Source organism: Streptomyces sp. NPDC032721, from assembly GCF_055579625.1.
The window spans coordinates 16,960-31,418 of record NZ_JBVIMX010000001.1 but is presented as its reverse complement, the minus strand read 5'-3'; the positions used below and the strand labels follow the sequence as shown (position 1 = coordinate 31,418).

10 protein-coding genes are annotated in these 14,459 nt (G+C 70.1%); 3 read left to right on the top strand and 7 right to left on the bottom strand.

Annotated features, from left to right (window positions below):
- Positions 1-207: 207 nt before the first annotated feature.
- Positions 208-1,881 (top strand): pectate lyase family protein, encoded by a 1,674-nt coding sequence (locus tag ACZ5PB_RS00120; protein ID WP_468686423.1) that lies wholly within the window; start codon positions 208-210, stop codon positions 1,879-1,881.
- A 102-nt stretch (positions 1,882-1,983) separates the two neighbouring features.
- Positions 1,984-4,836 (top strand): ATP-binding protein, encoded by a 2,853-nt coding sequence (locus ACZ5PB_RS00115; protein WP_468686422.1) that lies wholly within the window; start codon positions 1,984-1,986, stop codon positions 4,834-4,836.
- Positions 4,837-4,923: 87 nt separating this feature from the next.
- Here ACZ5PB_RS00115 and ACZ5PB_RS00110 read toward each other — a convergent pair whose 3' ends face one another.
- Together ACZ5PB_RS00110 and ACZ5PB_RS00105 are read right to left on the bottom strand one after the other, a co-directional pair.
- Positions 4,924-6,138: a PP2C family protein-serine/threonine phosphatase gene (locus tag ACZ5PB_RS00110; RefSeq protein WP_468688188.1), complete on the bottom strand. Its 1,215-nt coding sequence runs from the start codon at positions 6,136-6,138 to the stop codon at positions 4,924-4,926.
- Positions 6,139-6,444: 306 nt separating this feature from the next.
- Positions 6,445-6,789 carry a MerR family transcriptional regulator gene (locus tag ACZ5PB_RS00105; RefSeq protein ID WP_468686421.1) on the bottom strand — a complete coding sequence of 115 codons (345 nt, stop codon included), beginning with the start codon at positions 6,787-6,789 and terminating at the stop codon, positions 6,445-6,447.
- Between the two features lie 1,409 nt (positions 6,790-8,198).
- Here ACZ5PB_RS00105 and ACZ5PB_RS00100 point away from each other — a divergent pair.
- The gene (locus ACZ5PB_RS00100) at positions 8,199-9,329 is read left to right on the top strand and encodes a terpene synthase family protein (RefSeq protein WP_468686420.1); all 1,131 of its coding nucleotides are present in this window, start codon (positions 8,199-8,201) and stop codon (positions 9,327-9,329) included.
- A 41-nt stretch (positions 9,330-9,370) separates the two neighbouring features.
- On the opposite strand, the gene ACZ5PB_RS00095 is transcribed toward ACZ5PB_RS00100, so the two are convergent.
- The 5 genes from ACZ5PB_RS00095 to ACZ5PB_RS00075 are packed head-to-tail and all read right to left on the bottom strand — an operon-like array spanning position 9,371 to position 14,111.
- Positions 9,371-10,939, bottom strand: coding sequence for a cytochrome P450 (locus tag ACZ5PB_RS00095; protein WP_468686419.1), 1,569 nt, complete (start codon positions 10,937-10,939; stop codon positions 9,371-9,373).
- Between the two features lie 56 nt (positions 10,940-10,995).
- On the bottom strand, positions 10,996-11,610 hold the full coding sequence (locus ACZ5PB_RS00090) for a GTP-binding protein (protein ID WP_468686418.1): 615 nt from the start codon (positions 11,608-11,610) through the stop codon (positions 10,996-10,998).
- Positions 11,591-12,001 (bottom strand): DUF742 domain-containing protein, encoded by a 411-nt coding sequence (locus ACZ5PB_RS00085; RefSeq protein WP_468686417.1) that lies wholly within the window; start codon positions 11,999-12,001, stop codon positions 11,591-11,593. The genes ACZ5PB_RS00090 and ACZ5PB_RS00085 overlap by 20 nt, the downstream gene beginning before the upstream one ends.
- Positions 11,998-12,408, bottom strand: coding sequence for a roadblock/LC7 domain-containing protein (locus ACZ5PB_RS00080; protein ID WP_384353316.1), 411 nt, complete (start codon positions 12,406-12,408; stop codon positions 11,998-12,000). Before ACZ5PB_RS00080 ends, ACZ5PB_RS00085 begins: the two co-directional genes overlap by 4 nt.
- On the bottom strand, positions 12,405-14,111 hold the full coding sequence (locus ACZ5PB_RS00075; RefSeq protein WP_468686416.1) for an ATP-binding protein: 1,707 nt from the start codon (positions 14,109-14,111) through the stop codon (positions 12,405-12,407). The genes ACZ5PB_RS00080 and ACZ5PB_RS00075 overlap by 4 nt, the downstream gene beginning before the upstream one ends.
- Between the last annotated feature and the right edge of the window lie 348 nt (positions 14,112-14,459).

Genomic DNA, 14,459 nt, shown 5'->3' with positions numbered 1-14,459 from the left:
GCCCCAGCGCAGCGCATCGGGACGGGCACACAGCACGGGCTGCCGGGCCAAGAATCATCCCGGCGGCCCGTGCACCCTCCCAGAGGTAAAGATTCGCAACCATAACGGTTCTATCACCATAGAATTTACGGCTCGATTTTCCATTCGACCTACGATTTCCTGTTTTAGGGCTAGCGGGACACCGCACCACTCTTGAGGGGCAGCGCGATGAGCGCCAGGCAGACGAAGAAGCAGACACCGCACCGGAAGGGCAAGGGACGGCACAGCAGGACGATGAGCGCGGGCCGCATCACGGCCGCCTGCGCCGCCGCGGCGCTCGCGACGACCGCGGTCGTGTGGATGCAGAGCGACGAGCAGGCCGCGCGGGCCACGCAGCCGGGCACGGCCAAGGTGCCCTCCCTGACCCTGGTCAACGGCAAGCTGTCCTACACGCCGGACGCCTCCAACAACCGCATCCCCGACTTCTCGTCGGCCGGCTACAGAGGCGGCGGCGTAGCCCTGCCCGCCGCCGCGGTCGTCGGACGCGTCGATGCACGCAGCAACAGCAGCAGCGGTGACGACACCCCCCGCATCCAGGCCGCCCTCGACAGCGCCGCGAAGCTGAAGCCGTCGGCTGCCGGTGTGCGGGGCGCGGTCCTCCTGGGACCGGGGAAGTTCCGTGTCACCGCCTCGCTGAAGCTGGCGGACGGGGTCGTGCTGCGCGGCTCCGGCACCGACGTCGCAAAGGGAGGGACCCTCCTCCTTGCTACGGGAGCCCCGGGCTCGCTGGTCACCATCGGCGGTGACGGTGCCTACACCCGGACGGGGCAGCGGGTGACGATCGCGGGCGACGTGCCTGTCGGCGCCGCCAAGGTCACTCTTGAGGACGGCTCCTCCTTCAAGGCGGGCGAGCGGATCGTGGTCCAGCGCCCTACCACTCAGGAGTGGATCAACGCGATCGGCATGAACAAGATCCCCGGCGGCGAGTCCTGGAAGCCGAACTCCGGCATCCTCGCGGTACGCACCGTCATGGGCGTCGCCGGGAAGACCCTCACCCTCGACGCCCCGATCACGACCGCGATCGAGAAGAAGTACGGTGGCGGCACCGCCTGGCACTACACACTCGAAGGCCAGGTCACCAACGCGGGCGTGGAGAATCTGGCCGCGGACGCGAAGGAGTTCACCCTCCACGCCGATTACGATCGGCCCGAGGGCGGCAAGAACAAGGAAGCCGGCGCTTTCGCCTCCCGCCTGGTGACGATCGGCGCCGCACGGGACGTGTGGGTCAAGGACGTGAAGCTGACCCGCTTCGGCTCCGGGTTCTACGTCAACGACAACGCCAGCCGCGTCACCATCGAGCGGGCCGCTGACTTGAACATGGTGGTCCCCGACGGCCTGGCCCCGCCGCCCGCGTTCATGGTCGGCGGACAGCAGGTCCTCGTCCGCGACACCACCGTCACCGGTGACCGCGTCCACGCCTGGACCACCCAGGCCTTCGCCGCAGGCCCCAACGTCTTCACCCGCTCCACCGCCACCTCCCCCTCCGGCAGCGGCCAGATCGACGCCGGCCCGCACATGCGCTGGGCCTCGGGCACCCTCTACGACCAGCTGACCATCAACAGCACCGACAGCGCGTTCATCGCGGCCAACGCCTGGGACGGCGGCACCGGCCACGGCTGGCAGGGCGCCAACAACATGTTCTGGAACACCAAGGCCGCGAAGTACGCCATCCTGACGCCGCCCACCGCCAACAACTGGGCCTACGGCATCACCGGCAAGCAGGTCGACGGCAAGCACGACTACCAGCTCCCGACTCCGCCCGCGCTCGGGACCATCGTCAGCCCCGGCAAGCCGGTAGCCCCCGCCAGCCTCTACGAGCAGCAGCTCTCAGACCGCCACTGACCCCGACGCACCGTACGGGCCCCGCGGGGGCGGGTCCGTACGGCACTGCGGCAGAACCCCGCGCGCGTATCTGCCCGGAACACCCAGGAGAGCCACCCTCTCGTGCACGCACCACGGCCCACCACTGTCCACACCCCCCTGATCGGACGCACAGCCCAGCTCGCCACGCTGTCCCGGGCGGCAGCCCAGCCGCCGAGCATCATCGTCATCACCGGAGAGGCCGGAATCGGCAAGACGCGTCTCGTCCAGGAACTGCTGCGGGACCCGGCGCTGGAGAGCCTCCCGCACCTGATCGGGCAGTGCTCCGAGATGGTGGAAACTCCCGTCCTGGGACCGGTCATCGCCGCGCTGCACCAGCTCCCGGCCAGTGCGCTGCGCGAGGTTCCCGCACTCGCGGGAGCCTTGAGACGTCTCCTGCCCGACCTCGCCGGCTCTCTGCCGCAGGCGCTTCCGGTCATCACCTACGCGCCGGCCGAGACATACCGCCTCTACGGAGCCATCCATGCACTGCTCCGCTCCATAGACCCGGCGGTCCTGGTCCTGGAGGACGTCCACTGGGCCGACGCGGGCACCCGCAAGTTCCTGCGGGTCCTGGCCACCGGCCTCCCCGCCAACCTGAGGGTCATACTCACCGACCGGGACGACGCTCCTCATGCCGCAAGGCACCGTGCACCGGCCTCGTGGCTGTCCGGTGCACAGGTCCACGAAGTCCGGCTGTCTCCTTTGACGGCGGCAGAGACGGGGGAGCTGGCCGCCCAGCTGACGGGCGCGGACCACACGTCCCAGGACTGCGCCGAGCGTCTGCACCGCCGCACCGCCGGTATCCCCTTCGCCATCGAGGAAGTCGTCAGGCTGATCACCGACGACGTCGGCACCACCCTGGACGCCGACGGCCCGATCATCCTGCCCGCCCCGGTACGGCGCGTGCTCCTGGAACGTCTGGCCCTCCTCCCGGGACAGACGCGCGACGTCATTGCCGCTGCCGCTGTGACAGCACGTCCCGTCACCGTCGATCTGCTCGCCGACCTCACCGGCCTGAGCGAACCCGACACCCGCCGGGCCGTCACCATGGCGCTTGAGCACGGCGTCCTGCACCCCGCCGCGGGCGGGACCCTCGACTTCCGCCACTCCCTGGCCCGCCAAGCGGCCTACGAAGCCATCTGCGAGTTCGAACGCGGCCCACTGCACCTGCGCGCCGCCAAGGCCGTCCTCCAGCACATCTCGCCGCCACCGCTCGCCGAGATCGCGCACCATTACCAGCAGGCCGGCCGCGCCAAGTCCTACCTGCGCTACACCGAAGCCGCCGGCGACCGCGCCACGGCGCAGGGCGACACCACCACCGCCACCCGCCACTACCTCACGGCGCTGAGCGACCACCCCTCCGCCACCGCCCGGATCCGGCTCGGCCTCAAACTCGGCAACGCCGCCCTCTCGGCGATGCCCGACGACGCCATCATCCCCGCCCTGCGCGGGACGCTGACCGAGGACGACCCGCCCCGCGCCGCAGCCGGTGAGCTACGCCTCTACCTGGGCACCCTCATGTGCAACCAGGCGGGCCTGGGAGTCGCGGGCATGGACGAGATCGCCCTGGCCGCCGACGAACTCACCGACACCGCACCCGAACTCGCCGCCCGCGCCATGTCCACGATCGCCTTCCCCTCCGTCCAGGGATGGCCCCTCGCCCAACACCTGGAATGGCTGGAGCGCGCCGAAGCCCTCATCCCGCGCATCACGGACCCCGTCCAGCGCACCGCCGTCGCCGTCAACCGGGCCACCGTCCTGATGTTCACCGGCGACCCGCAAGCCTGGAACGCGGCAGCCGCCCTCCCCAAGGCCCCCGCACCGGCCGCCGAGGAAGTCCAGCTCGCCCGCGCACGCGTCAACCTCGCCCACGCCACCACCGCACTCGGCTACCCCGCGACCGCACGCGACCACCTCGCCCAGGCGGACGAGCTCCTGGGACGCAACGGCATCCCCTACCTCCAGGCACTCGCCGAAACCGCCCACCTCCTCCTCGCCTGGACCACCAGCCACTGGGAAGGACTCGCCGAGCGCGCCCAGCGCGCCGTCCACCTCTACTCCGAGATCCGCGACCTCGCCGCCGAGTCCCTCCTCGTCCGCGGCCTGCTCACCCTCCATCAGCAGGGCGACACCGCCACCGCACGCCAAGACCTCACGAACGCCGCCCGCACCTCCCAGCTCGACACCGGCATCGTCCTGCCCGCCTCCGCGGCAGCCCTCGCACGCATCCACCTCGCCGCCGGCCGCCCCGACCACGCACACGCCGCCACCACGCTCACCCTCGACGACATCCGCCGCACAGGAGGATGGATCTGGGCCACCGACCTCGCCCCCACCGCCGTCGAAGCCCTCATCCGAACCGGCCGGCACCCCCAAGCCCAGCAGCTCGTCGAAGACTTCGCCCACGGCATCGAGGGTCGACACGCCCCGGCCGCCACCGCCGCCCTCCTCACCTGTCGTGCCCACCTCGCGGAAGCCGACCAGCGTCCGGACGCCGCCATCCCACTTTTCGTACAGGCCGCCCGTGCCTGGACCGAGACCGGCCGGCCTCTCGAAACAGGACACGCCCTCCAGGGCGCCGCCCGCTGCAGCCTGCCCGCCGACCGCCAACGGGGACAGGAACTCAGCGAGCAGGCGATGGACACGTACCGGCGCATCGGCGCCAAATGGGACCTCGCCAACTGCCGCCGCACGCTGCGCCGCCAAGGGCTGACCCACGTCAGCAAACGCGGCCCCGTGGGATACGGCGACGGCCTCTCACCCCGCGAGCAGCAGATAGCCCTCCTCGCCGCTCAAGGCCATTCCAACCGCACCATCGCCGAGGAGCTGCACGTCTCGCCACGGACCGTCGAGCACCACGTCGCCAACGCCCTGCGCAAACTCGGAATCAGCAGCAGAACCCAACTCGCCGCCGCGCTGACACCACGCCCCTGAACCCAGGGTGCCCACCCTCGGGGCCGCTGACAGGGCCAGCGGCAGGGTTTGCGCATCGATGGATGGAGCCACCCGCGCACCGCACGGTCAGTCCTGTGCCTGCGGCAGGGAGGCGTCGGAGAGGTCGGCACCGGTAGCAGCATCGCGCTGGGAGTAGCCAACGCCGTGCCAGTCCAGGCACATGACGGTCGCGTCGTCCTCCAGGTGGCCGTCGTTGGCGTCGACGATCTCCCCGATGACGGAGCGGGCGGCTTCTCGGGGATGCAGGGAACGGGTGCGGAGGATCAGTTCGGACAGGTCAAGGGCGGCGGCGTTCCGTTCCAGCATGCCGTCCGTCAGCATCACCAGCCGGTCGCCCGGCTGCAGATCCAGCGACTGCACCCGGTAGGAGTGGACGGGCAGCATGCCGAACGGAAGGTCGATTTTTGGAACGAGCTGCGTCACTTCCCCGTCCCGTAGGCGCAGCGGCCAGGGGTGTCCGGCGTTGATGAACTCGGTGCTGCCGTCGAGCAGGCTGATCCGCAGCAGCTGACCGGTGACGTAACCTCCGTCGCGACCGTGCTCCCGCACGGCCCGGTCCGCCTCGACGGCCTGTTCCTCCAGGCTCGCGCCCGCCCGCCGGGCCCGGCGCAGGGCACCCACCACGAGGGTGGCCAGCAGTGCGGCGGCGACATCGTGCCCCATGGCGTCGGTGACGGACAGCTGGACCGCGTCCCGGTCGATCACGTAGTCGAAGGTGTCGCCCCCGACGTGGTCGGCCGGCTCCAGCGCTCCGGCTAGCCCGAACTGCGCCGCCTCGCACGCCAGCGACCCGGGCAGCAGCCGGTGCTGGATCTCTGCTGCCAGGCTCAGCGGGACCGTGCGCCTGCCCCACTGGTACACGTCCGTGAAGGGCCGGTTCGCGATCACGATGTACGCCAGCGCGTGCGCCGTCTCGCCGATCTCCCGCATCGACTCCGGGCCCGGTTCGGCGGGCAGGAACAGCTCAAGCAGCCCGATGGCATCCCCTCGGTTCGTCACCGGAGCGACGATCCACCACAGGCCCTCGCCCGTGACCTGCGTCCTCGGCTGCTGGCTTCGGATCACGTCGTCGTAGAGCGTGCCGCGCAGAGCGATGCGCTGGGCCGTCTTCCCCGTTTCGACGCTGTCCGCGGCACCCAGCCGTACTACCGAGCTGCCGGTGAAGTCGGTGATCAGGAAGGACACCGCCGCTGCCCCCAGGCGGTCCTTGAGAATGCCGGCCACTACATCCAGTGACTCCACAGGCGGCGCGGACTCCGCCGCCTCCAATATGCCTGTCAGTGCCCTCTCCTCGCCCCGAAGGCTCTCGCCTGCGAGAGGACGAGGGGTCCGCCGTCCGCCACCGTCCGTCTCCCCTGAGGGCACGGGTCCTCCTCGCGCTCGACGCCGTCTCAGGACCCCGCCCGGAAGATGCCCGCCCGGCCGACGTCACACCAGCACTGGACGGGTCCGGGCCCTATTGCACCACGGGCCCCGGCGCAGCCTCAGAGGGGTTCCCCGCAGTGCGGCCCTCGGCACCGGCCCGGTCCCCTCCGCCCGTAAAGTCGCCACTCTCATCGAGCGCGCCGACTTTCGTCCGCAAGCTGTTCAGCCGGCGGAAGTGGTCACCTCGCTGTCCGCTCCGCCGGCACGGCGGTATGCGGCGTTGAGGCGCTGGGCCTCTTCGAGTTGGTCTTCGAGGATGACGATGCGGCACGCGGCCTCGATCGGAGTGCCCCGGTCGACGAGTTCGCGGGCGCGGGCGGCGATGCGCAGTTGATAGCGGGAGTAGCGGCGATGGCCGCCCGCGGAGCGCAACGGGGTGATGAGTCGGGCCTCGCCGATGGCCCGTAGGAAGCCCTGGGTGGCTCCGATCATCTCGGCGGCCCGGCCCATCGTGTAGGCGGGGTAGTCGTCGTCGTCGAGACGGTCGAACGAGTCATCTGCTGTCATTTGCACCTCTCTGGAACACTGTCGGGAACGCGCTGGAGGGGCCCGGATGCCATGTGGCACCCGGGCCCCGAAGGAACTGCTACACCATCTGCCGGCCCTGGTACTGCGCCGGCTCTCTGTTTCCGCCGACCCGACGTCGATGCTGTCGGGGATGCGGGGATCGCGGTTGCTTGACCGGAGACCACCTCACTATCGATGTCCTGCGGTACCCGGGCTTCAGCCGTTACCCGGGCGATCCTGATGGCGCTGGTGTTCCTCCGTTCTTTCCCTCTGGATGAACTGCCTTGTTCGTACTGCTGTGATGCGAATGCCGAACTTCCCGGTGCGCGCGTCCGCAGCCGACGCCTTCACCGAGGTACTGCTCACTGACTGCACTGCTGGGTACTGCCACTGCGGATACTTCGCTACTGCTCATGGCGGCCCCTGATCACTGCGGGCCACCCGGTCCGGTCGTCAGCCCCGTCGCCGTCCTGCAACCGCTCTGGCTTCGAAGCTCCACCACCGCACCGCACTGCGTACTGCAACTACTCGTACTACTGCCCGCCAGTTCGTCTCTGCCGGGCCTTGTTGATCTCGGCTACGAGAGAAACCATAACCAGACGACCGCCCAATGTCTACTGCGGCTGGCATAGATTTTCGCGTGCGAGGAGGAGAGGTGGTCGGAGCCCGCCGTAGGAGAGACGCGCGGCGTCCGGCAGCATCCAGGGGTACCCCCCGGTGCCCCCTCCGAAGCGCGAGGTCTGCGCAGCGCCAGTACGACGCACACCGAAGAGGAATTGCCACGGTCGTGAGACCGAAGGGCCGTGTCACCGGCCTGGGATGTCCGGGCCGGCTGTTGACACTTACTCCGCCGTAATCCATGGCCCGAGATGGTGAATATTCCTTCTGCATAGGTCGAATGCTGGGCGTGAATTCGAACGCGAGCGGAATGCGGCAGTCGGATCGCCACGGCGCTTCCGGCGCGCGATGAGGCGTACGCACGGCGTGGGCCGTGTCCGCGCCGCCCGGTAAGGGGCTGGCGATATCGAACACAGGGGTGCGAGCAAGGGCGAAATGCGCCAGATCGTTCCGGTGTTGACCTGGGTGGACGCTATGCGTGGCTGGATCTGGGTCCTGTTTCCAGGGCATTGGCCGGTACCGGGGGATTCCGGACGGTATTTCCGCTCGATGGCAAGAGGGTCACGCGTAAAGATCCGCCCCCGTGGCCACGCCCGCCTCCCGCAGATCACACAGCGCGTATTCTCGGAGCGAATTCCGGTCGACCGACTAGTGTGAACAAGCGATGCTCAACTTGCGTCAGGTGATGGGCAGTTGCATTGTTATTGACGATCGGACATGGGCATATAGGCCCCAGCACAGAGCAGAACACCGCACTGCACGTTGAAACCTGGACTCCAGGGGGAAAACCCATGACTGTCGCTTCGGATCACCGGCTGATTCAGCACCTGCCCCATGTCCCGTTCTACTGTCCGGTACCCGCCGCCGTGCACCCCGCGGCGAAGGTGCTGAACGAGTTGACCGTCGACTGGATGCTCCGACAGCAACTCGACAGTGATCCCGAGCAGCGCCGCCGCCTTGCCCTTTGTGACTTCGGCGGCCTCACCGCGTCGACGATGCCCTATGGCAGCCTTGCACCGCTCACCCTTATGGCGAAGTTCCACGCCGTGCTCTTCTCGCTCGACGACGGCGTCTGCGACGAGGCCCGCCCGACCGCCGGACAGCTGGCGGAGCAGACCTCGCGAATAATGCGTGCCGTCGAAGCGCCTTCCGTACTCGCGCCGGGCGAGTCACGCCACGCCGCGTCCCTGCGCGAACTCCGCCGGGAATTGGAGACGTACGCCACCCCCCGCCAATTGCGCCGCTGGGTCGACGCCATGCGCGTCTACACCTCGGGCCTGGTCTGGGAGGCGCACTGCCGGCGCAGCCCGGGACTACCTTCCCTCGATGACTACGTGACCCTGTGGATGCGGGCCATCGGGATGGCTCCCTCCACGGCCATGATGGAGATCGTCGCGGGTTACTCGGTGCCCGACGAGGACCTGGAGGACCCCCGGGTACGGGCCCTCACCGAGATCACCTGGACCTTGGTCAGCTGGGACAACGACCTCTACTCGCGCAACAAGGAACTGCTGCGCGCCGATGACGACCTCAACCTCATCGACGTCCTGCGCAACGAACTCGGCTGCAGCACCCAGCAGGCACTGGAGCACGCGGTCGCGATGCGCGACCGCGTCATGATTCTCTTCCTGCGGCTGCGCGCCCAGGTACTGCGCGACGGCGGAGCCGAGGTCCGCCGCTACGTACACGACCTGGGGCAGTTCGTGCGCGGGCACCTGGACTGGGCGTCCCGCTGCCCGCGCTACACGGTTCCGGCGCCGGCCGGCGCGACGGTGCGTCCGATGAGCTGGTGGAAGCACCGCCCCGCCGACGACAGCGGCGAACCCCTGCCGCTGCCGACCATCGCCTGGTGGTGGGACCAACTGGAGGCGGAGCGGAGCACGGACCGGACCGTGGTGCCGGCCCAGCGCAGCGCCGCGTAGCCGCCGCACCGCACCCACCCGTACGCCTCGTACCGGTCACCTCAGTAGCCGCGCCACCAGGTGACCAGCTTCCGCCACGCCCGCACCGGCGCCGAACCCCGCCGCTGCGTCGGAATCACCACGCCCGGCGGTACGGAACCCGGCGCCTGCGGTACGGGCCCGGGGTGCGCGGCCGCCGGGCCCGCACCTGCCGGGACCGCACCCACCTGCGCGGGCAGCGGCTGCGCGGGCAACGGCTGGGCGGGCGCGGCCGGTGCGGAATGCGGCACCGAACCCACCTCCCAGTCCCGGCGCGGCGCACCGCGCTGCGCCGGGGCCGTGGGCCCCGCCACCTCCTGCGGCGGCCGCGGCGCGAACGTCACCGGCAGCTCGATCAGGTGCCGGGCCATCAGCGTGCTCCGCCACCGCAGGTCCTTCTCCTCGACGGCGAGCTGGATGTCCGGCAGACGCATCAGCAGGGCGTCGATGCCGGTGTCGGCGATGGCACGCCCGATGTCCTGGCCGGGGCATTCGTGCGGCCCGCCACTGAACGCCAGATGGGCCCGGTTGCCCTGCATGGAGGCCGTCGGGTCGGGGCGTACCACCGGGTCCATGTTGGCCGGGGCGATACCGACGATCAGCGCGTCACCCGCCTTGATCTTCTGCCCGCCGAGCTCGGAGTCCCCGGCCGCCCACCGGCCGAGGATGTTGGTGAACGGCGGCTCGTCCCACAGGGTCTGCTCGACCGCCTCCGGCAGTGTCATATGACCACCGCTCAGCTGTGCCCGGAAGCGCGGGTCGGTGAGCACCATGCGCACCACGTTGGCGATCAGGTTGGCGGTCGTCTCGTACGCGGCGATCAGCACCAGCCGCAGGTGCTGGGCGATCTCGTCGTCCCCGAGCGCCGCCGGGTGCTCCACCATCCAGGTCGCGAAGTCCTCCTCGGGCTCCGCGCGGCGGCGGGCGACCAGCCGGTACAGCGCCGCCATCACGTACTCGTTGCTCGCGATGGCGGTCTCGGTGCCTTTGATCATGTCGCGGGCCGCCTGCACCAGGCGCTCGTCGTACTCCTCGGGCATGCCGAGGATCTGACACATCACCATCATCGGCAGGTGCTCGGCGAAACGGCTGACCAGGTCGGCCTGCCCGTCCTCGCAGAAGTCGTTGACCAGCCGGTTACTGAACCGGTTGATGAACCGGCGCACCCCCCGGTGGTCGATCCTCGCGATGGAGTCGGTGACCGCGCCGCGCTGGCGCTCGTGCTCGGCGCCGTCCGCGAAGACGCAGATGGGCTGGTACGCGAAGATCGGCGCGAGCGGGTTGGTCATGGTGACGGTGCCGTCCTGCAGCAGCCGCCAGCGCCGCGAGTCCCGGGAGTACAGGGACGGGGTGCGGGTCATGTGGAGGTTCTCGCTGTGCCCGAGGACCAGCCAGGCGGGCACGTCACCGTTGATCAGGACGGGTGCGACCGGGCCGTGCTCGGCGCGCAGCTTCTCGTACAGCCCGTTCGGGTCCTTCTCGTGCGCGGGACCGTACATCCTGCGCAGTCCGCCGGGGCCGAACTCGCTCGCCTCGGCGTGCGCCGGGCATTCCGGCGGCGGGACGGGGGACGGGTCGAAGGGGGAGGTCAAGGCAACTCCTGGGAGAGAAAGGGGGCTCCTGGGAAAGCAGGGGGGACGCGGGGGCGTCAGGCGCGCTGCGCGGCGAGCGAGTGCAGGTAGTGCATCAGCGTCATCAGCACATCGCGGCTGGAGGCCCGCAGCCGGGCGTCGCAGTTCACCATCGGCACCTCGTCGGGCAGGTCCAGCGCGTGCCGCAGGGCCTCCATCGGGTGGCTCGGGGCGTCCGGGAAGGTGTTCACGGCGACCACGAACGGCACCCCGCGCTCCTCAAGCCGCCCGATCACGTCGAAGCTGACCTCCAGCCGGCGGGTGTCGACCAGGACCACCGCGCCGAGCGCGCCCTCGAAGAGCCCGTTCCACAGGAACCAGAAGCGCTCCTGGCCCGGGGTGCCGAAGAGGTAGAGGATCAGCTGCTCGCTGATGCTGATCCGGCCGAAGTCCATGGCGACGGTGGTGGCCGTCTTGCCCTCGATCCGGGAGTTGTCGTCCACCCCGATGCTGGCCTGGGTCATGGTCTCTTCGGTGGTCAGCGGCCGGATCTCGCTGACCGAGCCCACCATCGTCGTCTTGCCGACGCCGAAGCCGCCGACGATCACCACCTTGACCGCGGCGGTGGCAGTGGCGGGCAGTACGTCCTCGGACCGGGGACCCGCGAGGGTGTCAGAGCCTTTGAAGTCCATGCATCACCGCTTCGAGAAGGGACCGGTCGGGGAGTACGGCGCGGACGATGGGCGCGCGCGACTCGACCAGTTCGGTAGCGAGGAGGTCGGTCAGCAGCGAGGTGACCACACTGAACGGGAGCCGCAGGTACGCGGAGATCTCCGCCACCGACAGCGGAGCCCGGCAGAGCCGCAGGATCGCGGCCTGCTCGGGCTGCACCGTGGGCGAGGGGGTGGTGCGGGCTACGACCATGGTGACCAGGTCGAGCGAGGCGCGCTCGCTGCCGTCCGGGCCACCCGTGATCACGTACAGCCGTTCGGGATCCCCCTTGGCAGACTCCGGGTCGGCGGGAGCCTGTTCGTCGGGGCCGGGCAGTTTCGCCCGTCGTTCTCGGCGGGGCTGGTGCTTCATACGGTGCGCTGCCCGTCGTGCCGGGGCGGACTGGTCAGGTGGGCTCCGATCCGTACGACCAGGTCCCGCATCCGGGCACCCACCATTCCCGCGTCCACCGTCTCGTCGGCGAGGACCGCGAGGTACGCCCCGGCGCCCGCCGCCATCAGGTAGAAGAACCCGCCGTCGACCTCGATCACGACCATTCTCATCCGGCCGTCGCTGTCCGGGATCTCCGAGGCGACCGCGGCGGCCAGGCTCTGCAGCCCGGCGCAGGCCGCCGCGAGCCGGTCCGCGACGTCCGGGTCGCCGCCGTGCCTGGCGATGCGCAGTCCGTCCGCGGAGAGCACCACGATCTGGTGGATCTGCGGTACGCCGGTGGCCAGGTCCTTGAGAATCCAGTCCAAGTTGGCCCGCTGCTGGATCACTTCAGATCTCCTTTGTCCCACGTGTTGTCCAGATCGCCGTCGGCCGGTTGCGTGTGCGGACCGTCCGTCTCGGCCGGCGGATCCAGCGGCACTCCGTTGGCCGCCTTGGTGAATGCTTCGAGCCAGATGCCCGGCTCGGGTTCTTCCTTGCGTGGCTGGCCGGCTGCCGCCGCGGCTGCCGCGGCCTCAGCGGCGGCGGCGCGCTCCTGCGCCGGAAGGTTGTGCGAACCGAGGGGGGCGCGGCCCCGGCTGCGGCGCTGCGGCAGCCCGTTCTCGGTCCATTCGGTGACCACGGGGACGTCCTCCTCCATGGCCGACGTCGGCATCGCCACCGGCCGGGGCGCGGGCGCCGGGGCAGGTGCGGGTGCGGGCACGGCGGCGGGCTTCGGCGCCGCGGGGCGGGGCTTGCGCTGCGGCGCCCTGGCCTCCTCGGCCGTCATGCCCTCGCTCCGGCCGCCGCGCGGCACGGCGGAGGCGCCGATGCCGTGGGCGATGCCCGGGGCGGGCCCGGTGGTGACGATGTCGCGCGGCACGATCAGTACCGCCCGGACGCCGCCGTACGCGGACTGCCGCAGTGACACCTGGAGGTTGTACATCTGGGACAGCCGGCCGACGACGGCCATGCCGAGGCGGGGGGTGTCGCCGAGCTCGTTGAGGTCGATGCCGGCCTGGGCCTGCGCGAGCATGTTCTCGGCCCGGTTGCGGGCCTCCTCGCTGAGGCTGACGCCGCCGTCCTCGATCTCGATGGCGATGCCGGTCTGCACCTCGACCGCGGTGACGTGCACCCGGGTCTGCGGCGGCGAGTAGCGGGTGGCGTTGTCCAGCAGCTCGGCACAGGCGTGGATGAGCGGCTCGACGGCGGTGCCGATGATGGCGACCTTGGCGATCGAGTGCAGATCGACCCGGCGGTACTCCAGGATCCGCGACATGGCACCGCGCAGCACGCTGAACAGCGGTACGGCACGCGGCCACTGGCGGCTGGGGCGGGCCCCGCCGAGCACCGAGATGGAGTCGGCGAGACGGCCGATCAGGGCCGTGCCGTGGTCGATCCGCAGCAGGTCGTCGAAGACCTCGGGGTTGCGGCCGTGGTCCTCCTCCATCTGCCGCAGCTCGCTGGACTGCTGGTGGACGATGGCCTGGACGCGGCGGGCGATGTTGACGAACGCGCGCTGCGCGGACTCCCTGCGGGCCTCTTCCAGGTCGATGATGTCCAGCACCGTACGGAGCAACTCGCGCTGCGCGTACGGCAGATCGCGGTAGCGCTCGTCGGCGTCGACGATGTCGCGCATCGTCTCGGCCGGGGACTCGCCGGAGCGCAGCCGCCGGATCGCGGCCGGCATCAGTTCCTTGGCGAGCCGTACGGTCTCGTCGTCGTGCTCGGCGAGCCGCCGCTCCAGCGACGCCAGCCGCTGCGCGTGGTCGGCCCGCGCGCGCCGCAACGCCCGTCCGCGCCGCACGATTTCGGCCGTGAGGAGGGCGACGGCGACGGTCGTCACGGCGCCGCACCAGACGACGGGTATCCGGGCGGCCTCCGTGACCGCGACGGCCGCGCCTGCCGTCGCGGCGACCGTCAGGACGACGGCCAGTGCGATCGCCCGGACGAAGGGCGACTCCTGCTGGCGTGCCTGGTGCGCCGGATGCGGCTGACGGTTCTGCCGTGTCTGGGGTGCTGCCTGACGTGGGGGGGATTCAACCCGAACCATGGAGAGCCTCTGGCGGTCTTTGGGGGCGGTGGTTTTTTTAGGGGTATTCCAAACAAGTGCCATGAATGGGAACAAGTGGATGAATTCACATCAACTCGGCTCGTTGTGCGGCGAGCTTAGCCCGGCCGGGTCAGTGCGTCGGCCGGTTCCTCCAACCCCCTGCACCGATCGTCGTCCCAGGCATAGACTCACCGACTTTGCACGTTCGGCGCTCGGTTGTGCACACCGAGTCACCGGATGGGAGGAATATGCCGGGAGTTCAGGACGGTGACGCCGGGGACTTGATAGGAGGCCCGGGGTGGGCGGGAAACACGAAACCGGCCCGTTCGCCCCTTCGAGGGGTGAACG